The 21,351-nt window shown below is 49.2% G+C and carries 23 protein-coding genes; 16 read left to right on the forward strand and 7 right to left on the reverse strand.

Features of this window, described 5'->3' with window-relative positions; translation table 11 throughout:
- Nucleotides 1-8: 8 nt before the first annotated feature.
- From CLM71_RS08820 to CLM71_RS08875, 12 genes are all read left to right on the forward strand, one after another.
- Nucleotides 9-506 (forward strand): phage tail tube protein, encoded by a 498-nt coding sequence (locus CLM71_RS08820; protein WP_105230678.1) that lies wholly within the window; start codon nt 9-11, stop codon nt 504-506.
- Between the two features lie 48 nt (nt 507-554).
- Nucleotides 555-935, forward strand: coding sequence for a phage tail assembly chaperone family protein, TAC (locus CLM71_RS08825; RefSeq protein ID WP_105230679.1), 381 nt, complete (start codon nt 555-557; stop codon nt 933-935).
- Nucleotides 936-982: 47 nt separating this feature from the next.
- Nucleotides 983-1,201: a phage tail protein gene (locus CLM71_RS08830; protein ID WP_105233266.1), complete on the forward strand. Its 219-nt coding sequence runs from the start codon at nt 983-985 to the stop codon at nt 1,199-1,201.
- A 92-nt stretch (nt 1,202-1,293) separates the two neighbouring features.
- On the forward strand, nt 1,294-1,650 hold the full coding sequence (locus CLM71_RS08835; RefSeq protein WP_105233268.1) for a hypothetical protein: 357 nt from the start codon (nt 1,294-1,296) through the stop codon (nt 1,648-1,650).
- A 57-nt stretch (nt 1,651-1,707) separates the two neighbouring features.
- Nucleotides 1,708-4,134 carry a phage tail tape measure protein gene (locus CLM71_RS08840; RefSeq protein ID WP_105230680.1) on the forward strand — a complete coding sequence of 809 codons (2,427 nt, stop codon included), beginning with the start codon at nt 1,708-1,710 and terminating at the stop codon, nt 4,132-4,134.
- Nucleotides 4,134-4,604, forward strand: coding sequence for a hypothetical protein (locus tag CLM71_RS08845; RefSeq protein WP_105230681.1), 471 nt, complete (start codon nt 4,134-4,136; stop codon nt 4,602-4,604). Before CLM71_RS08840 ends, CLM71_RS08845 begins: the two co-directional genes overlap by 1 nt.
- Nucleotides 4,601-5,083, forward strand: a complete 483-nt coding sequence (locus CLM71_RS08850; RefSeq protein ID WP_105230682.1) for a DUF1833 family protein — start codon at nt 4,601-4,603, stop codon at nt 5,081-5,083. Before CLM71_RS08845 ends, CLM71_RS08850 begins: the two co-directional genes overlap by 4 nt.
- A gap of 10 nt (nt 5,084-5,093) precedes the next feature.
- Nucleotides 5,094-5,474, forward strand: a complete 381-nt coding sequence (locus tag CLM71_RS08855; RefSeq protein ID WP_105230683.1) for a nitrite transporter — start codon at nt 5,094-5,096, stop codon at nt 5,472-5,474.
- Nucleotides 5,471-8,554: a host specificity factor TipJ family phage tail protein gene (locus CLM71_RS08860; protein WP_105230684.1), complete on the forward strand. Its 3,084-nt coding sequence runs from the start codon at nt 5,471-5,473 to the stop codon at nt 8,552-8,554. The genes CLM71_RS08855 and CLM71_RS08860 overlap by 4 nt, the downstream gene beginning before the upstream one ends.
- Before the next feature lie 58 nt (nt 8,555-8,612).
- On the forward strand, nt 8,613-10,421 hold the full coding sequence (locus tag CLM71_RS08865; protein ID WP_111737277.1) for an SGNH/GDSL hydrolase family protein: 1,809 nt from the start codon (nt 8,613-8,615) through the stop codon (nt 10,419-10,421).
- Nucleotides 10,422-10,424: 3 nt separating this feature from the next.
- The gene (locus CLM71_RS08870; protein WP_105230685.1) at nt 10,425-11,135 is read left to right on the forward strand and encodes a hypothetical protein; all 711 of its coding nucleotides are present in this window, start codon (nt 10,425-10,427) and stop codon (nt 11,133-11,135) included.
- Between the two features lie 500 nt (nt 11,136-11,635).
- Entirely contained in the window at nt 11,636-11,869 is a 234-nt protein-coding gene (locus CLM71_RS08875; RefSeq protein ID WP_105230686.1) for a hypothetical protein, read from the forward strand.
- 341 nt (nt 11,870-12,210) lie between these two features.
- Here the strand turns inward: CLM71_RS08875 and CLM71_RS08880 are convergent, their stop codons facing one another.
- The 5 genes from CLM71_RS08880 to CLM71_RS08905 all read right to left on the reverse strand — a co-directional run bounded on the left by CLM71_RS08880 (nt 12,211) and on the right by CLM71_RS08905 (nt 15,211).
- Nucleotides 12,211-12,474 carry a hypothetical protein gene (locus CLM71_RS08880; RefSeq protein WP_105230687.1) on the reverse strand — a complete coding sequence of 88 codons (264 nt, stop codon included), beginning with the start codon at nt 12,472-12,474 and terminating at the stop codon, nt 12,211-12,213.
- A gap of 443 nt (nt 12,475-12,917) precedes the next feature.
- A complete protein-coding gene (locus CLM71_RS08885) occupies nt 12,918-13,133 on the reverse strand; it encodes a hypothetical protein (RefSeq protein ID WP_105230688.1) in 216 nt (71 codons plus the stop codon).
- Between the two features lie 97 nt (nt 13,134-13,230).
- Nucleotides 13,231-13,419, reverse strand: a complete 189-nt coding sequence (locus tag CLM71_RS08890) for a hypothetical protein (RefSeq protein ID WP_105230689.1) — start codon at nt 13,417-13,419, stop codon at nt 13,231-13,233.
- A gap of 1,035 nt (nt 13,420-14,454) precedes the next feature.
- Entirely contained in the window at nt 14,455-14,826 is a 372-nt protein-coding gene (locus tag CLM71_RS08900; RefSeq protein WP_145961138.1) for a hypothetical protein, read from the reverse strand.
- A gap of 40 nt (nt 14,827-14,866) precedes the next feature.
- Nucleotides 14,867-15,211, reverse strand: a complete 345-nt coding sequence (locus CLM71_RS08905) for a hypothetical protein (RefSeq protein ID WP_158684794.1) — start codon at nt 15,209-15,211, stop codon at nt 14,867-14,869.
- A gap of 262 nt (nt 15,212-15,473) precedes the next feature.
- Here CLM71_RS08905 and CLM71_RS08910 point away from each other — a divergent pair, with 262 nt between their 5' ends.
- From CLM71_RS08910 to CLM71_RS08920, 3 genes are all read left to right on the forward strand, one after another.
- Nucleotides 15,474-16,235, forward strand: coding sequence for a nucleotidyltransferase domain-containing protein (locus CLM71_RS08910; RefSeq protein ID WP_234008638.1), 762 nt, complete (start codon nt 15,474-15,476; stop codon nt 16,233-16,235).
- Between the two features lie 305 nt (nt 16,236-16,540).
- A complete protein-coding gene (locus tag CLM71_RS08915) occupies nt 16,541-17,743 on the forward strand; it encodes a BRCT domain-containing protein (RefSeq protein ID WP_158684795.1) in 1,203 nt (400 codons plus the stop codon).
- 401 nt (nt 17,744-18,144) lie between these two features.
- A complete protein-coding gene (locus CLM71_RS08920) occupies nt 18,145-19,230 on the forward strand; it encodes a substrate-binding domain-containing protein (RefSeq protein ID WP_234008639.1) in 1,086 nt (361 codons plus the stop codon).
- A gap of 37 nt (nt 19,231-19,267) precedes the next feature.
- On the opposite strand, the gene hemB is transcribed toward CLM71_RS08920, so the two are convergent.
- Both hemB and CLM71_RS08930 read right to left on the reverse strand, forming a co-directional pair.
- The gene (hemB, locus tag CLM71_RS08925) at nt 19,268-20,236 is read right to left on the reverse strand and encodes a porphobilinogen synthase (protein ID WP_172606290.1); all 969 of its coding nucleotides are present in this window, start codon (nt 20,234-20,236) and stop codon (nt 19,268-19,270) included.
- A gap of 191 nt (nt 20,237-20,427) precedes the next feature.
- The gene (locus CLM71_RS08930; RefSeq protein WP_105230695.1) at nt 20,428-20,646 is read right to left on the reverse strand and encodes a hypothetical protein; all 219 of its coding nucleotides are present in this window, start codon (nt 20,644-20,646) and stop codon (nt 20,428-20,430) included.
- A 409-nt stretch (nt 20,647-21,055) separates the two neighbouring features.
- Between CLM71_RS08930 and CLM71_RS08935 the strand changes: the two genes are divergently transcribed.
- A complete protein-coding gene (locus tag CLM71_RS08935; protein ID WP_232251653.1) occupies nt 21,056-21,301 on the forward strand; it encodes a hypothetical protein in 246 nt (81 codons plus the stop codon).
- Nucleotides 21,302-21,351 lie beyond the last annotated feature (50 nt).

The following is a 21,351-nucleotide window of genomic DNA, read 5'->3' on the forward strand; positions in this document are numbered from 1 at the left end:
GAAAACTTATGTCTGTTCTGACACAAGGCACGCAGTTCTACGTTCTCGCTAATGGTGTTGTCAGCGAGGTTGAATGTATTACATCTTTCACGCCGGGTGGAAACCCCGCAGATCAGATTGAAGATACCTGTTTAAGTGAGCGTAAAAGCCGAACTTACTTAAAAGGTTTGCAGACTCCTGGCCAAGCATCAGTAACGCTGAATGCTGATCCTAAAAATGCCAGCCACTTAATGTTGCATCAGTTGGCAGAGTCTGATGATGAATCCAAGTTGACCTTTGCTCTGGGATGGTCTGATGGTGAGTCTTCACCATCTATTGCCGAACCTGGCGATCCTGACGCAGTGGATGGTCTACTGCTTCCTTCTGACCGGACGTGGTTTGTTTTTCAGGGATATGTCAGCGATTTCCCGTTTGATTTTCAAGCCAACGCGGTGGTCACCACCACTGCAACTATCCAGCGTTCTGGCCCTGCTGTGTGGATCCCCAAAGCAGAGCAAACCAGTTAATCAAGCCGGGGTATTTCGCCCCGGCAATTCATATTTAATGGTGATGAAATGATACTTACGTTGGATGCTTTGAAAGAAAATGGAGCCTTTACCGGCCGACCAATCGAAAAGAAAATTTCGTGGAAACAGGGTGATAAGGAGTTTACCGCGACGGTTTATGTTCGTCCTGCTGGGTACCATTCGGCAAAATCTGACATCCTCTCCCATGGTGGTAAGAACGATGCTATCGCTGGCCGCATTGCTGCATCAATCTGTGATGAAAGCGGTAAACCAGTTTTCACCCCTGAAGATATTACCGGCGAAGCTGATCCAGAACGTGGCGCGCTTGATGGTTCACTCACTGTTGCATTGCTGGTGGCCATTCAGGAAGTTTCCGAAATGGGAAAGACAGCGAGCTCACCGGAGAAGAAGAAATCTGGTGCGAATTAGTGCTTAACGGGATCGGGGGGAGAACTATCGCGGAAGCCCAGGAGAGGATGAGTATTAACGAGTTCTGGCTATGGGGGAAATATCGCGATAAGTATGGCGGTCTGAACCCGATCATGCGTACTGAGTGGGCTGCTGCACTGGTTTCAAGCACGATTGCAAATGTGAACAAGGGCAAGGACACACCGGCGTTCAAAGTCACTGACTTTGCTCCTCACATTAATGAGAAGCCAGTAACGCTTGATGATGCCATGGAAGAGTGGAGGTAATTTACTCATATTTAATATGGGGATAACCTAATTTGAACATTTCCACGCAAGGCGTTAGGATGTTTCCGATTGCAATCAAAGGAAACTTTAAAATGAAAAAGGTGTTGGCGTTAGCCTTGGGGGCTCTTCTACTTTCTGGGTGTACTGTGCGTGTTGCTGATATGACGGTAGCAAGTACGAAAAACTACAACCTTAATGGTGGGAAATTTGTTACTGGCAAAAGGGTTACTGCCGAAGACAGTTATCCCGTGGTGATCTTCCCTCTGGGGATCCCTAACGTAAAAACAGCGGCAGACCGAGCCATTGAGAAAGACAAGTGTGCCGTTGGGTTGACTGATGTAGTGGTTACTCAGCTCAATCATGCTTTCCTGTTTGGTAAGATTGGCCTCCGTGTCGAGGGCAACTTGATCATTGATAGAAGTCAGCCTGGTTGCGAAAGCGCAAGCTGATTTATCACCTTTGTGACGAACCCCGCCCCGGCGGGGTTTTTTATTGTCGGAGTCGGTATGGCCAGCAAATCTCTTGGTACTTTGACTATTGATCTTGTCGCCAAGGTCGGTGGGTTTGTTTCTGGCATGGATAAGGCTGAAAGAGCGTCAGATAAGTGGCGCAAGCAAGTACAAAAAAACGTCGAGGGAGCGAGCAAAGCATTAGCTGGGATGGCTGCTGCTGCCGCCGCTGCTGGTACCGCCGTTGGTATCGCTGGGTATCAGTTGTTGAAGTCTACATCTAACCAGATGGCTGAAGCTGATCGCTGGGCAAAATCATTGAATATGTCAACTCAGGAACTGCTTGCATGGCAATTTGCAGCTGAGAAGGCTGGTTTATCTGCCGATAACATGGCGGATATATTTAAAGATTTAGGCGATAAAATTGGTGATGCAGTATTAAATAAATCAGGGGAAGCTGTAGATGCATTGAATGCATTAGGACTATCTGCTGATAAATTGTCTAAGGTATCACCAGATAAGCAGCTGTTGGCAATAGGTGAAGCATTAGGGAAGATAAATACCAACGCAGAGAAAACAACCATACTTGAAAGTATGGGTAACGATCTTTCAAAGATGTTGCCGCTGTTTGATAATAATAACGAGAAATTAAAGCAATTTATCCAGTTATCGAAAGATTATGGTGTTGCCCCTGACCCTGATTCAATCGATGATTTGGTGAAAGTAAATACCCTTTTTGAGAATATGGAGTCTCAAGTTAAAGGGTTAAAAATAGAGATTGCTTCAGGTCTGGCTAAAGTCGATTTATCCCCATTGCAGGGCTCTCTTGATAAACTTCAAGATGTTTTGACTGACCCTCAGGTTTTGCAGGGCATTGTTAATCTCGTCAGTGAAGTTGCGGAGCTTGCCGGGTGGTTAGTGAAAGCTGCTGCATCTGCTGGTGATTTGGCTGTTAAAGTGTCGGCAAGGCATCAGGGCGTCTTTGGAACATTTTCGGATAATAATGTCCCTGCGATGCAAGAACGTATAAAATTTTTGCAGATGCAGGCTGATAACGCTAAACCCGGCGGGACATGGCTTGGTAATATCCTTGGTAATGATGATAGCTTGGAGCATTATCAGACGGAGATAGCAAAGTTACAGGGACAAATCGAAAAGGTAAACAATAGCGCCAGAGGTGCAATGAAATTGCCTCTTGGGCAGGCTACCATTGGTAATGGAGAGTATTCTCTAGGAAGTGGAGAATCGAATGGTAAACCAAGTGCACCTAAAATACCCAAATCATCTGGTTCGTCTAAGGCTATCGAGAGCGCATTCAAATCTACTGAGCAAAGCTATATTAGGCAAATTGCATTAACTGACCAATTAAATGGAAAAACCAAAGAAGCGACAGAACTTGAAAAATTACGGTTGGATATTTCATCTGGTAAGCTTGTTGGTATTAATAAGCAGCAGCAGGCCAGGCTAGAAGGTCTTGCCGCTGAAATTGATAGATTTAAGCTTCTGGAAAAATACCAGGGTCTTCAGGAAGAGCTATTAACCCCGGAAGAGAAACTTCTCGAGTCAACGCGTGAGAGGGTAAAGCTTCTCAAGGATGCCAAAGATGCTGGACTGACGAATGATGATGACTATGCCAAGGCTTCGAAAGCCATTGCCAATAACGCTTTTGAAAAGGCGCCGGAGTTTGGCGGCATTGATCCGATGTTCGGTGGCCAGCTCGGTGAGCTGAGAAAGGTCGATAAAGCTCAGGGAGAACTTGAGGAGTGGTACTCAACGCAACTCAATATGCTCGATGAGTATCGCCAGTCACAGTCTGAACTCAATGAACAGTGGGACGCAAAAGAACTCGAACTGCGTAAGCAGCATGCAGATAGCCTACAATCTCTCAATGACCAGCGTAACCAGCTGATGCTAAGTAGCGTCAGTGATGGGCTTGGCTCAGTAGTCGATGTCACTAAATCTGCTTTTGGTGAACAGTCGGCTATCTATAAGGCGGCATTTGTCGCCCAAAAGGCTGCGGCTATCGCTCAATCGGCTATTGCTATTCAACAAGGTATTGCAATGGCTGCTGCTAACCCATTCCCTCTTAACCTGGCTGCTATGGCCTCTGTTGCTGCGGCAACGGCAGGTATAGTTTCAAACATATCTGCGATTGGCATGGCTCACGATGGATTGGATAGTGTTCCAGAGACAGGTACCTGGCTGTTGCAAAAAGGTGAGCGTGTTACCACAGCCAAGACCAGCGCAAAGCTGGATGCCACGCTTGATCGAGTCGGCAAACAATCCGTATCTGGTGTAATGCCCGTTAATAATATCGTAGTGAATGGTGATCCTGATAAAAGCACTATTCGCGCGATAGAAGAAGCTGTTGCCCGGGGAGAAAAACGGGTTTATGGCCGGGTTACCGGGGATGTAGCAACAGGGCGAGGTGATATGTCAAAAGCTCTTATGGCGGGATGGAACACCAAACGGAGGGCCAGCTGATGGCGTTAACATCCAATATCAATTACCCGCATGACTATTTACCCATGGCTTTACAGGAAGGGTATGCGTTAAAGCCAATCAGTCCGTTGCTCCGTACAGATATGGTAACCGGACGCGCGCGACAGCGCCGGCGATATACATCAACGCCGACACAAACGACGGTTTCCTGGTTGATGAATGACGTACAGGGAATGACGTTTGAAGCATGGTTTAGAGATGCATTATCGGATGGTTCTGCATGGTTCAATATGGTGCTCCGTACCCCGATCGGGGTTAAACCGTATCTGTGCCGGTTCACCGATATTTATGATGGCCCGGTATTGACCGGCGGTAAATACTGGCAGTACAGCGCCACGCTTGAACTCTGGGAGCGGCCTATTCCTGATGCGGGATGGGGCAACTTCCCTGAATTTTTAGCGGGGCAAAGTATCATCGACATGGCATTGAATCGGGAGTGGCCAAAAGCATGACGATATTAAATCGGTTCTATGCGTCGTCTGGTTCTGAGGTGCTGATAAAGACACTGGAGGTTAAGGTAGGGGATTCCACGTACTGGTTAACCAACGGCTGGGATGATATTACGGCAACATTAGAAAATGGTGTGCAGGTTACGTTCGAGGCGTGTGGCATTGAGTTATCGCTTCCGGCAAGAAATGCGGATGGAACCCAGGATCTAAAGTTTGCCATCTGTAACATCGACGGGAAGGTTTCAAACACGATCCGGGCTGCTCTTGATGGTCAGGAGATTGGAACGCTCACATATCGGCATTATCTTTCGACCGATTTGTCGGCCCCTGAGTCACCCCCTTTTACCCTAACGATAAAATCAGGCTACTGGACGCCGATAGTTGTTCAGATCACCGCAGGTTATATGAACGTGCTTGATTCTGCGTGGCCGCGGAACCGCTATACGCTCCCTGACTATCCGGGACTTCGGTACATTTCGTAAGGACTACCCTATGTTTGATCCTGATAAATACCTTTCAGTTACCTGGCTGAAGGGCGGTCGTACTTTTCCTAATCTCGACTGCTTTGGCATCGTTAATGAAATCAGGCGTGACCTGGGGCTCACTGTTTGGCCTGATTTTGCCGGTATCACTAAGGATGGTAATGGCCTCGACCGAGCCGCGCGATCTTTTATGGGTGATCTTAATAGATGTGAACCTTGCGAGGGAGCCGGCATCGCCTGTTACTCAGGGAGTGTGGTAACGCATGTGGCGATCGTCGTCAATATCGATGGTGTGTTGCATGCTGCGGAATGTAATCCGAACTCAAACGTAACGTTTTTGCCGTTAACACGTTTCATGCGCCGTTTTGTAAAAGTGGAGTATTACCAGTGACGATACGCGTTTACCCTTCCAGACTTCCTGGTGATCCGCTAGAGACTCATGAGCATAAGGCCATGACGTTGCACCAATGGCTGGTGGGCAACGTGTCGGGGTATGAGGCGGATATGCGTCATCCGATCGTTGTTGAAGTGAATCATAAAGCCATCCCTGCAGCAGAATGGCCGCTTTGCTACGTTAAGCCAGACGACGATGTCCGTATCTATCCAGTTCCGTATGGTACTGGATTGGAAATCGCTGTGTGGGCAGCTGTAGCAGTCGCTGTGGCATCGGCAGCTTATTCATTGATCATGATGTCGCAGTTAAGTAAAGACGGCATGTCTTCGACGGCAAACGGGGATTCACTTGATCTGACGCCGGCAAAGGCGAACTCGGCAAAGTTGGGGGATCCGATACGAGAAGTGTTAGGGCGGACTCGAGTCTTTCCTGATTACCTTGTGCAGCCAGTCAGCCGTTTTGACAAGGAAAACCCGCAGATCTACAGGACAGAAATGTTCCTGTGTATTGGCGTCGGCAATTTCGTTATCAACCAGTCATCGATAAAAATCGGCAATACCCCGGTAGGAAGCTTTGGCGATGACGTCAGTTTTACGATATACCCGCCGGGAGCGGATGTTAGCGCTGATCGTCGTACTGAAAATTGGTATTCATCAACAGAAGTTGGCGGAACAACGTCAGGAACTGCCGGCCTTGATCTGGCATCAACCGGGCCTGATTCGGTAAGCATCACCGCCGACGCTATCAGCGTATCCGGCAACAGCCTGACAGTAGTCGGCGGAACGACTGATGATAATGGCGATGCGGTGATCCCCGACTCCTGGGTTGTTGGTACTGATCTTACTATTCAGGTTCCAGATACCTATACCGTGGCAATAGAGGGCGGCAGCAACGTTATTTATGGTGATTTTGCGGAGCTAAAACCTTCTGTTGGCCAGTCCGTCTCTGTTACGTGGAATGCCACCAGGCTGGATTTGTTCATTTCTGCCCATGAGCCTGGCAAGCCTGCAATACCGGGTGAAGGGGGGAATGCCGCCAGTATTACCGCATCTGCGGCGCCAACGACTTATGACTTCAGCACTACGCCATTGTCCTTTACGTTGACTTGGGGAGGGGCGAGTTACGTAATTTCGTTGTCGGCAAACTATGTGACCATGTCAGGCTTGACTGATGAAATTGCAGATCAGCTTTCTGGTTCTGGTCTAGACGTCGTTGCCGTAGATACCAAGATTGTTATCAGAGAGAAAGAAAGCCCATTCAGCGGTAACAGCATTGGATATACCGTTTTGCCGGAGGTGCTCTTCGGCAGTGATCCAGCAGTTGTTGCCGGCACCGCATCAACGGGAGGAACGCCGGCAGTCAGCGAGCATATCGCGCTAGCATGGGGAAGTACCGGTGGCGATCCATTTGTTGGTATCCCTACGGGGCTACAGCGGATTGCCATTGGTTTAAAAGGGTACCATTTCCGTATTACGGAGATTGATGGTCTGACGCTAAGCGTTGAACGTCTGATAGAAAATTCAGATGGTTCGAAAACCGTTGATAGTGGATGGCCAGGATTTACCAGCCGAACGTTACTCGATTCCACGGTTACCGGCCTTAATGATAAGTATGACTGGATGGGGCCTTTCTTATGCTGCCCTGACAGCGAGAAAACCAGTGAAATTGAACTGAACTTCGTCTACCCGCAGGGACTTTGTGACGTAGGAAGTAAGGACGGCGCTATCCACTGGCATGACATTGAAATGACGGTTCAGTACCGATTATCCAGCTCTGAGGAATGGACAAGCGTCAAGATAAAGCACGGCAACAATACTGTTAATGAAGTCGGTTATACCGAAACAATCACGTTCCCGACCGCCGGTAATTATGAAGTGCGCATGAAACGTGATACGCCAGTCTGGGGAGGGACGACCCGAGAGTCTGTGCAATGGCAGTCGATGAGAGCGAAGTTATCGGAACGCCCAACAAGCTACCGAGATGTTACTACTATCGCGTTAACGATCCGCACCGGTAACCGACTGGCTTCCCAATCTGATCGGCGAGTGAATATGGTGGCTACTCGCCTCTATGATGGCCATACATCGAGGAGTATCAGCGGCGCCATATTCCACGTATTGAAAAGTTTGGGATATACCGATGACCAGATCGATTACCAGACAATCAATACGCTGGAAAGCACATACTGGACACCCCGTGGAGAAACGTTTGACTGGGCGGCCGGCGCTGACTCAACCAGCGCTCTGGAGGTTTTGCAGAAGATAGCAACTGCAGGGATGGGCTATTTTCTTCTCAGTGATGGTTTGGCATCCGTGGGTCGTGAAGGTGTAAAAAACTGGTCAGGGGTAATTAGCCCACAGGAACAAACAGAGGAGCTGCAGACCAGTTTTAAAGCACTTTCCCAAGATGATTTCGACGGGGTTGATGTCACTTACGTTAATGGGACGACCTGGGCGGAAGAAACTATCCAATGCCGGTTTGCAGATAACCCTACAGCGTTAAAAGTAGAGAGCTATAAGCTGGATGGCGTCAGTGATCCTGACAACGCATACCGCATCGGCATGCGTCGCTTAATGAAATACCGGTACCAGCGACTTAACCATTCGACGAGCACGGAAATGGATGCATTGTGCTACAACTATGGCGATCGGATTGTGCTGACTGATGACATTCCCGGAAGCCAGACAATCAGCTGTCTGATCGTCGAAGAGCAGCATGACGAAAATACGGTGCATATTCACGTTAGTGAGAAGCTTGATTGGGCGTTTAATAACCCCCGTTGCATCATACGTTTCCAGGATGGCTCTGCCTCATCGCTGCTGGTGGCATCACGCGTTGATGATTATACGCTGGCCGTGGATAACACGGATGATGTACGCCTTGATGAGTGGATTATGGATGATCCAGCGATAGAGCCTCCGCGGCTTATCTTCTGCTCATCAAGTCGCGTCGGCTACGACGGTATTTTCGACTCAATAGAGCCAGGATCAGACGGAACCACTCAGATCAAAGCCCTGCAATACACCCCCCTGATTTATCAATATGACGACGCCACTTATCCGGGCAACGTCCAGTAACTGACTTCCGCATTAACTAACCCGCTTCCGGCGGGTTTTTCTTTATCTGGAGTAGCAGATGACAACTTACAAAACCGGTAACCCGGTAGGTTCTGCGGATCCTCGTGACCTTTATGACAACGCAGAAAATTTTGATGTAGCGATGCTCGCTCCGGGCGCGGTGTGGGTAGACCGCCTGGGTAATGACCGAGTCTCCTGGGAAGGATTTAGAAGTCTTGTAGCTCCATTAGGCAAGGCAATGACTATGGAACAAGCTGTCGAAGCTGTCAGTTCGGGTGAAATACAAGAGGGTGGCTATGTTTTCGTTTATGCCGAATATCCGAAGATAGCGGAACAGTACAAGAATGTTGGCGGGAAACTGGTGAAGCAAGGGCCATTCATTGCCGACGGAAATTATATCAGGGAGATCAGCAACCGGACAGGCGGTATCTATACCGTCAACGCGGAAGATGGTCGCCATATTTTTGCGGATCCAAAAGGGCGTATGGCCTTGGAGATCCAGGCCGATGGGGCAAAAAATCTCTACGGCAATTCACTGGCGTACACGATGGCAATTGCGGAGAAAATGACGATGGGCAGCGTAGATCAGATACCGGCTGACGACTCTGATTATGTGTGGGGTATTGCGGGGAAAAATCAGCACACGGCTGTAGGGTTTCGCCGCTCAAAAAAAACGTTTGAGCTTTATGGTGTACCCATCACGACCCAGCGCGGGCTGATGCCAAATGATGTATTCAGTATTGGCGACTCGATTACCGCGTTCGGACAGGCGTCATCCGGCAGCAACGCAACCGGAACCATTTATCGACCGTTGATAAATGCCCAATGTTGGGCCGGCTGGGCAATGTTAATGACTGGCGGTCGTTATCGATTCGTGGGAATGTCTGCGACCGGTGGTTACACTGCGTCACAGATCCTGGCAACGCATGTGCCGAAAGCCATTGCTGCGAAGCCAACATTTTGCATCGTCCTTGCCGGACGAAACGATGTCGTGAAGCATATCGATATCGAGAATGTGACAATCCCCGCGATGACCCAAATTTATCAGCAGCTGCGATACGCCGGGATCATCCCAATTGTCTGCACAATGTCTGCTCAGTCCGGGAATACGGATGAAATGAATATTGCGCGCTACAAAATTAACGCGTTTTGCCGGGCTTATGCAGCTAAATATGGGTTGCCTCTAGTCGATTTGCACACAGCAACAACTGACCCGTTAACTGGTGAGTGGAAAAGCGGATACAACCAGGTGCGTTCTGACGGAAGCTTAGACCCATCGCACCCAACCCCTCTGGGCGCCCAGGCAATGGGTAAAGCAGTTGCAGATGCAATGGTCGAGTGGCAGGCACCTAATACCCCGCGTAAGGCGGTATCGGTGACAACGCCAGATAACAGCGACAACATTCTCCCAAACCCGTTGTTCATTGAGCATACGAATGGGGTTCCTGCTGGTTGGGAGGTTGATGAGTCAGGAACGTATAGCGTTGTTGATGATCCGGACATCCTGGGGAACGCATTTGTCATGACCGGTAGTGGTTCTTCAATTGCCGCAGGCCGCCGGACATTGCCGGTCATTGAGGGGCAAAAATACGGGTTTGGGGTAGAAGTCAAAATGGCGGCTAACTCTTCGAGCTGGGTGTCTTGCTATGTTGTTGCCGGCGCCTCCGCTGAGGATACTGCAGATACTGTCTACCTTGCCGGCATCCGGAACTGGAAATTATCAACCGATGGGTATGGATATTTTTACTTTGATTTCACGGCACCCAGCGGGTTTGACGAAATCACCATCGTAACTAAAGCACAAGACGGCACTCTGCAGATCGCGCAGGGTGGACTGTTCACCATTGCAGATACAACCGAGGTTTAAAAAATGCCGCTCTATATTGACCAAAGTGCAGACTATGACGTGAAGTACCCGCCGGCGTTTCCTGTTATGTCGATGAATGACCCCGCCAGCTTCGGTACCTACTCCATGGCATCGCGGCGTGACTTCAGCGGCCGCGGTAATGATCTGATCACTGCCGCTTCGTTTAATACCCAAGGCATGGTGGGAACGAAGGTTGGCTCCGCTGCTGAGATCCCCGTTGTTGAACCGGACGCACTCACCGTCGTTATGGCAATTAACCTACCTGCCAATCCGGCAGAGGCCCGGAACATTATTTCCACGTTATCACCGGCCGTCGCGCCGTGGGTAGGTTTCCGATTAACTCAGGGAACCAATGGCGTGGGAACCATCCGTGTTGCTACCGGTGTGACCGATCCGGCTTCTACGACCGGGCTGGATATTGGTGGGATTACTGGTGGATGGACGGCGTTTGCCTTCACCATCTCTGATTCGAAAATTGCATTTCTACGTGGTTCCGGCGCCAATGGAACGGCAGACATTACAGCCGGCCGGGCAAAAAGCGGTAACACTATCTTTCTGAATGGTGCACCGGCTGGCAGTCAGATCACCGACGGCGCTGATGGAACGTATGGCGGCGTGGCGGTTTATGAAAGGGAAATGACGCTGCAGGAAATGGCCGCGCAGATTAACAATATGCGCGTGTTCATGGCCACAAAGGGCGTGGTGGTGCCATAAGAAAGCCGGGCGATATGCCCGGCTATTTTTTTTGCTTATGTGTGTGGTAATCCCATTCGGCGTGCGCCCATATAAGGATCATGGCACAGCTGGAAATGAACATGACATCGGGCCAGTGGGGGAGTCCCGAGATAAGGGAAAGCGCAGACACAGCGGCGCCGAGTCGAACGAATGCTTTAATGAAGTTATTCATGCTGTTCCTGCAGTAAATAAAAAGCCCATGGGGTGTTGCCATGGGCATAGTGGGGGATAGATTCCCTGGTGCTGTTGTAGTTGGTCTGTGCTCAATTGTTACACGATTGGTAAGTTAATTAACAATTGGTTGTATAGATCGGTTTTATCGCATCGATCGGTGAAAACGATCAAGTTGTATAGACCGCTTCACTTATAGAGGGACAAGTTGACCCTTATGCTCTTGGATTGGCATCGGGAATAAAATGTTGTGAGCTTGGGGTCTATACTGATGGTCTTATTGGTTTCTAGATGATCCGGGAGAAAACATGACGGAAGAGCGCGCAAAGCAGATCGTTAATCTCATTGGCCAGATAGTGTTGGGGTTGGTCAAAGAGGGAAGGGATATTACCAAGGACAATATCCTGATGCAGCTTGAGTGGCGCCGCGGTGTGTTTGATGATTCGATATACCGAGAAATTTACACGCAAGCTATCCAGGCTATCAACGCTGATGTGTTGATACAGACGTATCCTGACCTCTATTGCCTGACAAAGCATTAACGTGGATAAAAAAGGCCCGGTACGGCACCGGGCTATCAGGTAGGCATATGTCGAGGCTATAACTGCCCTTAACGAAGAGTATAGATGGGGATAAGAAACCGTCAATTCAGCTGTCTACTGACCACTTCGAGGTCTTGAAAATTTAAACGCTGACCCTATCTAAAATTTGCTGCCCCGTCGCCGGCCTCGTAGTGTTCACATGGGTTGAACATCGGCAGGGGCAGCGTCTTTAGGTGGTGACCACATGGACAAAAATCCATGCATAATGTCGGATATTTCTAAGACTTTCAAATTGTTACCCTTGCCGCGAGGTGGTGACCACACCAATCTATTACCAAGATTTAATCCACTAGGTGCACAGCGTTGTTTTCTATGCCAGCCTCGATGTAATCGACGCGTTTCTGCAGTTCGTGGATCAACTCTTTAGCGACCTCCAGACGTATCATTATTTCTTGGTCTGGGTAGTCATTTTCTTTATCTGGGCATACATAGGACATCGTATCTACGAAGGATGACTGCAGTAACACAAATCTGCCGTAGGCACTGTGGTCTGTCTGGAAACCAGTTAAAAGCCGCATACCAATGATATCGTCTTTATGTGACATTTTCTTCCCTATGGATATATGCTGTTTGTATATACAGTATCCTGCTGTGATGGGGCGTCAATTTGTTCATAACTTTCGGATGTTCTATCTTATATGTTGTTGAAAGTAATAGAAAATTAATAACGAGTTAGTTATGAAGATTACATCTATCATATTGATTACAAACAAATACAACCACGATTTAAAATCCCTCGGCTTATGGCTGTGCGGGTTCAAGTCCCGCCCCGGGTACCATGGGAAACATCAGAATAATCAAAGCAATAAGCAGTGTCGTAAGCCGCCGAAAGGCGGTTTTTTTGTGCCCTTAAAACATCATTCAGAAAATGCTGTCAGTATCCCGGATGATCGTGCCGTTTGCCTTAAGCTCGCTTCCACATCATAGGAACAGGATGTTAAAAAGCGCATGGAACTACGGCTGCGTGTTTACAACGCCGGGAGCGCGGTTATCTGTTTTTCTTTCTTACCATCGTCGAGAGGCATTTTGCTATCAGGCCTACGGCAAAGCCGATAATGCCGATAAATGCGATATCCAGGCCGGCACCAAAAGCTAATGGCATCTCGCCACTATCGGTGCTGCCGGGGAACTCTACGCTGAGAATAGACATGGCGATGCCGATGATAAAAACGATGCCGCACAGGGAGTAGTAAAGCTTGACCATATAGTCCTCAGGTTAGCGCTCCCTACACGGGGAGCGATAAGCGTGATGTTGTTCAATCTGCTACGTTTGATCTGGTTGCCAGCTCACTTGGCTGTAATCAGTTTTCATATCGATAGGCTTCGGTGCAAAACAGCACGACGTCAGGAAGACGCCGTTGGATAGCGTCTTTGACCGCCACGCATTCCGAGCGGGTCGGGTAAACCGTTTCAGTAGCCAATAGTGCGTCGCACGCATCATAACCACAAGGGCTGACCAGCAGAACAAACCCGAGCAGGCTTCCAATCATTGCTGATACTCCAGGTTGGGTGATGGAGATTCTGAGCGATTGGTATGGTGGTAACATAATCAACCATGCCGGAGGTTTCAATGGTTGGTTATTGTACGAGGGGCTGTCGGGTTATCAAAGGTGGCTTATAACAATGTTATTTCAATAGGTTACTTATCGCCTGTGTAGTTATTAAGTCTATAGGCCGTGAGTTTAAAATTTCTTGATTGATGGTGGCCGCAGGGGGATCCGCGGCGTCAACACCGAGTCTTTTTACTCGCCGTTCCCAGTGTGGATTATATCAAGCGGAGATACCGATAAACCTCGGTGTCTTTGCCTGCTGGGTCAACATTCAGAATGATATTCCTGGGCCGCTGAGAGTGATGTTATCCGAACCAAAGTTAGGGTTTTCGCCCCTACGTGCTCGGATTTTTTCATCCTTGGTCGGCTTATGCGTTGCCGCCTGGTCTGGTTGTTCACCCGGCTTTTTCTCGCATCCAAAACCTTGGCAAACCGAGGGCGATGATAGTGATATTCCATCACTGGAACAGGCATTGAGTAATGCAGTCATCAGCAATATAACTATAATCCTAAAGTTCATTTGTCATCCATTAACATTGATTGAATAAATAAAAAATATATCACCCTTATGCTTTACTGGCTATCCTATTACGACGTGTTTTTATCTCGGATTGCCTATGTGGTCAGCCTTTGAATCCATAGCGATAATAATTATTTGTGAATGTGATAACGTGGCTTAACTGTTTATAAAGGGTAACGGCATCGCAGGCCAACCAGTAACATGGGTAATAATGCGTTAGAGATGGTGCCATGAGGCGTTTTTTATTGTCTGTGGAACGTCTGAGGCAAAAAAATCCCCTCGCAAGGAGGGGAAAGGCATCAACACCAGGGAAAATCTTTCACTGACGATGATACGGGAGTCTATATTTTCGAATTTGATTTATGTCAATGAATCTGTTGCAAAAATGCATCGGCAGTATGAGGTTTTATGCCGTATTGTATGTTGAATAAAGGTCGTTCCTGGTCTATGGCATGTTAGTGATAACGCGGAAGCTTGATGGCATGTGTCGTAAAGGTGTCTATGTCTTTGCAGACCACGGGGTTAGTGCTGCCGGCATAAAAAAAGACATGCAGATGCTTCTCGGGGAAGTACACAAGGTCATCGCCATTGCGAAAGCTGATTACCCGAAAAGGCGAGCCTTCCGCCGTTTTATTGCGTTTTACACCCGCCGCAACCTGAAAGTGGCGTTCAGCCCATTCCAACGTGGTCAGGCCATAGTTAAAGCGCGTGACCGTCATCAAGGCCCGTTCTGGGCAATCTAGGCGTAATACGCTTGCAGTGTGTCCCAAAACGGGTGTCAGGATGCAAATCAGGCTGGCTGTGGCGATATTCAATGTTTTTAACACGTTTCCCCCGTACAGAATAAATAGATGATGGCTTGGTGGGTCAGCCGTGTGGACGCGTGCTTCCCTGGTAAGGCGTCACCGTATGGTTCGGCTCAATCACCTTGCTGAAGAAGGCATCGGGATCGGCGCTGAATTTGAAGCGTTGGAAGCGGGTATAGGCGATGTGCGCAACATCGTAGGCTTGCCCGTCTTTGATTACGGTAACCGTATTTCCCGTTTTTGCATCGGCGCATAGCTGAACGGCCGTGATATGTTTGCCTGCCAAGTGGGTGAATTGGCATTGAGGATCGGGGGTGAAGGGGGCGCTTTCCTCCCTGGCGCAGGCGGCGAGGGTTGAGGAGAGGAAAATGCAGGTGAGTATAAGCGTCGCTTTGCTGCGCGGCATGGCCGGAGATCCTTCTGGTATTGTCGGTTATTGGATAAAGGATATAAAAATCAAAAAGAAGTAGCAGCCTTGAATGTGAAGGCTCTCCGAGTCTATCTCATGGTATGCGCTTGCTCTGGACAGACCACGCAGGTAAGACCCCGCGATTGCTTTGTGAGCGCCCGGCAGCGTTTTGGGTTTATGATTCGTCTTCTTTGTAATACAGTCATTAGGATACGCGTTTTCTCCCCATAGGCGCCGGACGCCTTTCCGGAAGATGATAATGGCTGTCGATCATAATGGATATATCACCACACCCTGTGCGGTCACCTTCCAACCTGCGTTTGGATGCGTTATTGATGACGCGGTACGTCAGCTGACGAAAACGCTGGGCGGCGTTATCCATAGCATCTATGTGTATGGCAGCGTTGCACGGGGGAAAGCGACGGTGGGGAGCTCGGATCTGGATCTCTGCATCATATTTCATCGCCCGGTCCTGCCGGATCAGGACACTGCGCTGGCGTCTGTCCGTGTGAAGCTTGAGAAGGCGCACCCCGTTGTCAGCAAGATTGATTTTGACTGCGGCATCCTGTCAGAGGCATTGGCGGCAGAGTACCGGCACAGTTGGGGTTATTGGCTAAAACATCATTGTCGCTGTGTGTATGGTGTGGATCTGACCGAGCAGTTTCCTCGTTTTAAACCTTCACGAGCCATTGCCATGGCGGTAAACGGGGACTATATCAACGTGTTGAACGGCTATATCGCGCGTATTGAACATGCGGACGATGTTAATCAGTACGCGCGCTTACGGCAGTCGGCGGCGAAGAAACTGATCCGCGCCACAAGTTTGTTTCGCGGCGAGTGTGATAGCGACTGGCCGGACACGCTTGAAGAGCATGCGATAAAGTTTATCCGTCAATACCCGGAGCTAACGGACGAGATCGATTACTTCCTTAAGCAAAGTAAAAATACAGCAGGGCGAGACGGTGAATTTATCGCTCGGTTGCGGGCGGTAATGAGGCAACTGGTTCAGTTGGAAAATTAGGGGAATGCTCAACGTGTGATATTACTCATAATCTAGGTATATTGCTTTGTGTTGTTATATTTATTTTATGATTGATTAATACTTTTTTCCTCCCAAGGCATGTCACTATATCATTGTCATGGTTTTTATTTCCCATCTGTTTTTTTTGCGTACAAATCGTGTGCTGTTTACTTCCGGTTAATATGGGTTAAGATTGCCAGGTTGTTAAATTTATTTATTGAATAACTAACCTTAATGAAAATCGATTGGACATAATGCCAATCGGAAAAGGACAGTGTGATCCGGGAAGATAATGATAGGTGATAATGATGTTTGACCTGAAGAAAACAAACAATAGGGAAGCATTTTTTCTTTATTCGAATGCGGAAGGGAATGTGTCTAAGCATGCGGTCATGAACGTGGTCAACAAAGGCGATTATATTCAGGGGTATTCGGTCAGTCGCCGCAGTTATCGAACATTCAGAAAAGAGCGCATTGTGACAATGTTTGATACTCAAGCTGAACTGGAGGCGTTCGACCTGGCATCGGGATGCCGCGATAGCGTTGAGCCGGCGCCTATCTCACGCAGCCAATTATCACAAAACGGCAGTCTGGAAATTTGTTTTACGGGGTTTAATAAACAGGAAAAGGATGAGCTTACCGCTCTTGCCGCTTCGTCTCGGCTTAAAGTGAGAAGCGGTGTGACGGCTAAGCTGACGTTTCTGTGCTGTGGCGCTAATGCGGGCTGGCGAAAAATCGAGGAAGCAAATGCCAAAGGTGCGCTGGTTCTGAGCGGCGATCAGTTCCGGAATTTTATGGCAACCGGGGAAATTCCCTATAAATCCGAAGAAGTTGACAGCATACACACTGAAAATGACGCAACCGACCTCGATAAGTTGCAGGCTCTGAAGGAGAACATGGCCGCTACGTTTAATACGCTAAGGTCCTTGCCGCGCAGCAATATTTTAATTGCGCAATTTGTCGACGGTTATGCGGTCGGCTGGCGCTTTGCCGTGAAGTCCGTGTTCAAAGAGGCATTAGATATCAAACAAACGACGGCGGTCTTTGATGGCTATAAGTATGAAACCTGGACGCAGGGGAATCGCTACGCGTTTCATCGCGGTGATGCGTTCTATAGCGATAAACTCGGTTATTCGGACTGGCCAGCATTTTTAAAACTCAAACATGCCGCTATTTTAAAGGTCCGGTTTGAGTGCTTTGCGGGTTATGAAACGGTTGCGACGCTGGATGGCCTTTTTTCCGGCGATTTTGTTCCGGAACATCTGATTACCGAACCCAAAGTATTTGACCGCCTGCCTCTGCGCATTGAAAGTCAGTCTTACGACCCGGGGACGCTGGTTATTGATGTGTTACGTCCGACGCCGGATCAGGAGCGGGTTGAGCGGGTTGAAACGCTGTCTTTAACCCAGGATGAGTTTATCGCCCTGTTGCAAACGGGATATTACTGGAAAAAAGAGAAAGGGCATGCGCCGGCGAGGATAGATATCCTGGGGGAAGACGGCGTATAAAGGGCTGCCTGCATCGGTAACGGCGCCGCTTTATATGAGGTTGACGCTATTATCTTATTGACCCGGCTTCCGGCTGGTGCCGGCATTCTGTGCTTCAGGACGCAGCCCTTTCTGCCGGGGAGTATGGCACATAGCGCATGGCAGAGAGTGTAGCGGGTATGGTTGATTTTGTTTGTTATTGGGATTATTCCCATTGAATTTATGTATTAATTTGTAATTGATGATGTTATGTTACCGCTCGTCGTACAAAGTATGACAGGGAATGTCAGCAACCTTACTCCATTGGTTCTTTGTACGACGATTTAATCATTCCCGTCAAAAACGGTTTACCTTTCCTAATCTGCCCCGAGAATAACATGCACCGGCGGTGCGAACTCACCGGCTGGTCATCACTTTAGCCGATGGGGTATAATTTTTGTCTTCCTGCCCTGGTGCAAGTGGTTTTCATGTCTTCTTCAATTAAAAACAGCGTTAAGCGCCCGACCCTTGCCGAGGTCGCCGAGCTGGCCGGCGTTTCGCTGGGCAGTGCTTCACGGGCGTTATCGGTTCCCGAAAGGGTCAAACCTGCGACGCTGCAGCGCGTTCGTTCTGCCGTTGAGCAACTGGGCTATGTGAGCAACGGGGCTGCGCGTGCGCTGGCCTCCCGGCGCACTTATACCATCGGCGCCGTTTTCCCCACGATGTATAACCAGGCTTTTGTCGATGCCTTACAGACCTTACAGGCAACGCTGTGGTCGATGAATTATCAGGTCATTTTGGCAACGCATGAATATCAGGCCGAGCGCGAGTTTGACGTGATCAAAACGCTGGTGGAACGCGGCGTTGAGGGCATCGTTTTGGTGGGTTCTACGCATGAGGAACGGGTTTATGAGCTGCTGCGCCAGCGCCAGCTGCCGCTGGTTCTCACCTGGCAGATGGATGAGCCTCCTTATGGTGTCAGTATCGGTTTCGACAACTGGCATGCAACATATCGGATGGCGCAGGAGGTGATTGCGCTGGGTCATCAGACTATCGCCGTGGTCTGCGGCAGCCAGGCAAACAATAACAGAAGTCGTCAGCGCGTTGGCGGCATTGTGCAGGCGATGAAAGAACGCCGGTTACGGTTAGACGAGTCGCGGATAGTTGAGGCGCCATTCACCATTGAAGGCGGGCGAGAGGCTGCCCGGCGACTCCTGGCCGATGGTAAACCACCGACGGCCATTTTGTGCATGACAGATGTACAGGCGCTGGGCGTGCTTAATGAGCTTGAGCAGGCTGGCTGGCGGGTGCCGCAGGATATATCGGTAACCGGGATGGACAACATTGAGTTTTCTGCGCTGACGCAGCCCGCATTAACGACCATTGACGTGCCGTCGCGCGATATTGGCACATTGGCCGCCCGGCGCATTGTCAGCATGGTGGAGCAAACAACGTTTACCGGGCGTGCCGAATTGGCGTGTTCTCTGATCTTCCGGCAAAGCCTTGCGGCGCCGAGGGAAACGACATAACGGCGTGACGTGGGGCCGCGCCGTTATGCCGTGCCGTTTACAGCCCTTGCTGCGCCAGATCGGCGGCGAAGTAAGAGAAGATAAAGTCCGCGCCGGCGCGTTTGATTGACGACAGCGACTCGCGTACCACCTGAGCTTCATCGATCGCGCCCGCGGCAGCGGCGAATTTAATCATCGCGTACTCCCCGCTGACCTGATAGGCCGCAACCGGCAGAGTGCTGGCGTTGCGGATATCGCGGATGACATCCAGGTAATAGCTGGCCGGTTTAACCATCAGCGCGTCAGCGCCTTCGGCTTCGTCAATCAGCGACTCGCGCAGCGCTTCCCGCCGGTTCATCGGGTTCATCTGGTAGGTTTTACGATCGCCTTTCAGTTCGCTGCCGCCGGCCTCGCGGAATGGCCCGTACAGGGAAGAGGCGAACTTGGTGGAATAAGAGATAATGCCGGTATTGCCGAAGCCGGCTTCGTCCAGCGCCTGACGGATGGCCTGAACCTGGCCGTCCGCTGCGGCAGAAGGGGCGATAAAGTCCGCGCCGGCATGTGCCGCCGCCACTGCCTGTTTCTGCAGGTTCAGCAGCGTTGCATCATTGTCGACGGAGTGGTCGTGGACCACGCCGCAGTGGCCGTGGGTGGTGTATTCGCAAAAACAGGTGTCCGACATCAGGATCATTTCCGGCACGGTATCTTTGCAGATACGGGCCATACGCGACACCAGACCGTTCTCGTCCCAGGTATCGCTGCCGATATCGTCTTTATGGTGAGATACCCCGAATGTCATAATGCTGCGAATACCGCTTTTCGCGTATTTTTCCAGCTCAAAAGCCAGTCTGGATTCAGGGATGCGTTTGATGCCCGGCAGTGCGTTCAGCTCCAGATATTCCGAGGTGCCTTCCTCAACGAAGATAGGCAACACCAGGTCGGACAGCCGTAATTCATCTTCCTGGAACAGGGAGCGACGCGCCTCGGAACTTCTCAGGCGGCGCAGGCGGGTTGGCAGGGAATTCATAATAACCTCTTTGTGAAGCGCTTTATTGCATGCAGGAAACATGCGCTGATGTCGGAGAAAAATAAATGAAGCGCTTCAATTTTTCAAGCCGAGCCGCATTTTTTGACTGTTTCACGCTGTGGCGGGGAGATGAATTTGAAGGCGGGCGGGGATAAACAACGCCCCGAACGGGGCGAGGTGATAATAGGGGCTCAGAACGGGAAGCTGGCCACTTTAGGCATGCTAGGGTTGCCCATGGCAATGATAAAATTATCATTGTCTTTGATGATATTTGCGCCTTTCTCACGGCATATCATCGTCAGCTCTGAAACATCATCAGCGCTAACCGCATAATCGAGCCTGATGCGTTTTGCTTTCCCTGTCGAGATGGCAACTTTAGCTTCTTTCTTGCTTTTAACGGTAATCGACATAATAACCTTTTATTTCATATTGTTAAAAGTAATGGTTTACCAAATCGGCTGTAGCAAGCTAGCTTTCTGGATGGCCATAGGCAAGATAAAATCGGTAATCTGCCAAAAAAACGTGAAGTTTGTCGCATTTATAATATTTATAATGCGAAATATCGGCATGATTGTTGCGCATGGATTATTAGACGGCCGCTACAATAATTAGAATTCATTGTTTTTATTGTGGTTAAATATAGCGGTAAGCATGTGGGGTGCGAAAAATCTTAAACATTAGCGTCAGGGCTTTATATGCTTGCCGTTTGCTAGGAAAACTCTTATTGTTCGACTAACTGTGTGAAATATTGTCCTTTTTTATCCTGTTGTAATCGCTGGATAATGATATCTACTACAGGATAGTCCAGCGGCGTTTGTTTTGAGAGAAAATTTAAAAATGGTTGATTACAGTCTGTACGGGATGCCGCAAGATAATGCCAAAATCTACCGGGAAAAGCTGATGGTTATTTTCGGTGAGAGCGTGTTGCATTTGATTTCGTCACAACGCATGGTGAATAAAGATAATATTATGAAATATCTGGTGCAGGAAATTGAGCGTCAGCCGGAAGATATTCAAAAATATTATCGCGTTGCTCTGGAAACCGTCGGCGTTCATGCGCGTTGAATAAATAGCGAAAAGAAAAACCATTTTATCATTAATTCTGCGCTGCAGGA

This window comes from Serratia sp. MYb239 (assembly GCF_002966855.1).
Lineage (GTDB): Bacteria > Pseudomonadota > Gammaproteobacteria > Enterobacterales > Enterobacteriaceae > Serratia_B > Serratia_B rhizosphaerae.

What these genes read in the sequence shown, in the direction of transcription:
- CLM71_RS08820 (WP_105230678.1), top strand. Translation starts at nt 9, where the DNA reads ATGTCTGTTCTGACACAAGGCACGCAGTTCTACGTTCTCGCTAATGGT.
- CLM71_RS08825 (WP_105230679.1), top strand. Translation starts at nt 555, where the DNA reads ATGATACTTACGTTGGATGCTTTGAAAGAAAATGGAGCCTTTACCGGC.
- CLM71_RS08830 (WP_105233266.1), top strand. Translation starts at nt 983, where the DNA reads ATGAGTATTAACGAGTTCTGGCTATGGGGGAAATATCGCGATAAGTAT.
- CLM71_RS08835 (WP_105233268.1), top strand. Translation starts at nt 1,294, where the DNA reads ATGAAAAAGGTGTTGGCGTTAGCCTTGGGGGCTCTTCTACTTTCTGGG.
- CLM71_RS08840 (WP_105230680.1), top strand. Translation starts at nt 1,708, where the DNA reads ATGGCCAGCAAATCTCTTGGTACTTTGACTATTGATCTTGTCGCCAAG.
- CLM71_RS08845 (WP_105230681.1), top strand. Translation starts at nt 4,134, where the DNA reads ATGGCGTTAACATCCAATATCAATTACCCGCATGACTATTTACCCATG.
- CLM71_RS08850 (WP_105230682.1), top strand. Translation starts at nt 4,601, where the DNA reads ATGACGATATTAAATCGGTTCTATGCGTCGTCTGGTTCTGAGGTGCTG.
- CLM71_RS08855 (WP_105230683.1), top strand. Translation starts at nt 5,094, where the DNA reads ATGTTTGATCCTGATAAATACCTTTCAGTTACCTGGCTGAAGGGCGGT.
- CLM71_RS08865 (WP_111737277.1), top strand. Translation starts at nt 8,613, where the DNA reads ATGACAACTTACAAAACCGGTAACCCGGTAGGTTCTGCGGATCCTCGT.
- CLM71_RS08870 (WP_105230685.1), top strand. Translation starts at nt 10,425, where the DNA reads ATGCCGCTCTATATTGACCAAAGTGCAGACTATGACGTGAAGTACCCG.
- CLM71_RS08875 (WP_105230686.1), top strand. Translation starts at nt 11,636, where the DNA reads ATGACGGAAGAGCGCGCAAAGCAGATCGTTAATCTCATTGGCCAGATA.
- CLM71_RS08880 (WP_105230687.1), bottom strand. Translation starts at nt 12,474, where the DNA reads ATGTCACATAAAGACGATATCATTGGTATGCGGCTTTTAACTGGTTTC.
- CLM71_RS08885 (WP_105230688.1), bottom strand. Translation starts at nt 13,133, where the DNA reads ATGGTCAAGCTTTACTACTCCCTGTGCGGCATCGTTTTTATCATCGGC.
- CLM71_RS08890 (WP_105230689.1), bottom strand. Translation starts at nt 13,419, where the DNA reads ATGATTGGAAGCCTGCTCGGGTTTGTTCTGCTGGTCAGCCCTTGTGGT.
- CLM71_RS08905 (WP_158684794.1), bottom strand. Translation starts at nt 15,211, where the DNA reads ATGCCGCGCAGCAAAGCGACGCTTATACTCACCTGCATTTTCCTCTCC.
- CLM71_RS08910 (WP_234008638.1), top strand. Translation starts at nt 15,474, where the DNA reads ATGGCTGTCGATCATAATGGATATATCACCACACCCTGTGCGGTCACC.
- CLM71_RS08915 (WP_158684795.1), top strand. Translation starts at nt 16,541, where the DNA reads ATGATGTTTGACCTGAAGAAAACAAACAATAGGGAAGCATTTTTTCTT.
- CLM71_RS08920 (WP_234008639.1), top strand. Translation starts at nt 18,145, where the DNA reads ATGGGGTATAATTTTTGTCTTCCTGCCCTGGTGCAAGTGGTTTTCATG.
- hemB (WP_172606290.1), bottom strand. Translation starts at nt 20,236, where the DNA reads ATGAATTCCCTGCCAACCCGCCTGCGCCGCCTGAGAAGTTCCGAGGCG.
- CLM71_RS08930 (WP_105230695.1), bottom strand. Translation starts at nt 20,646, where the DNA reads ATGTCGATTACCGTTAAAAGCAAGAAAGAAGCTAAAGTTGCCATCTCG.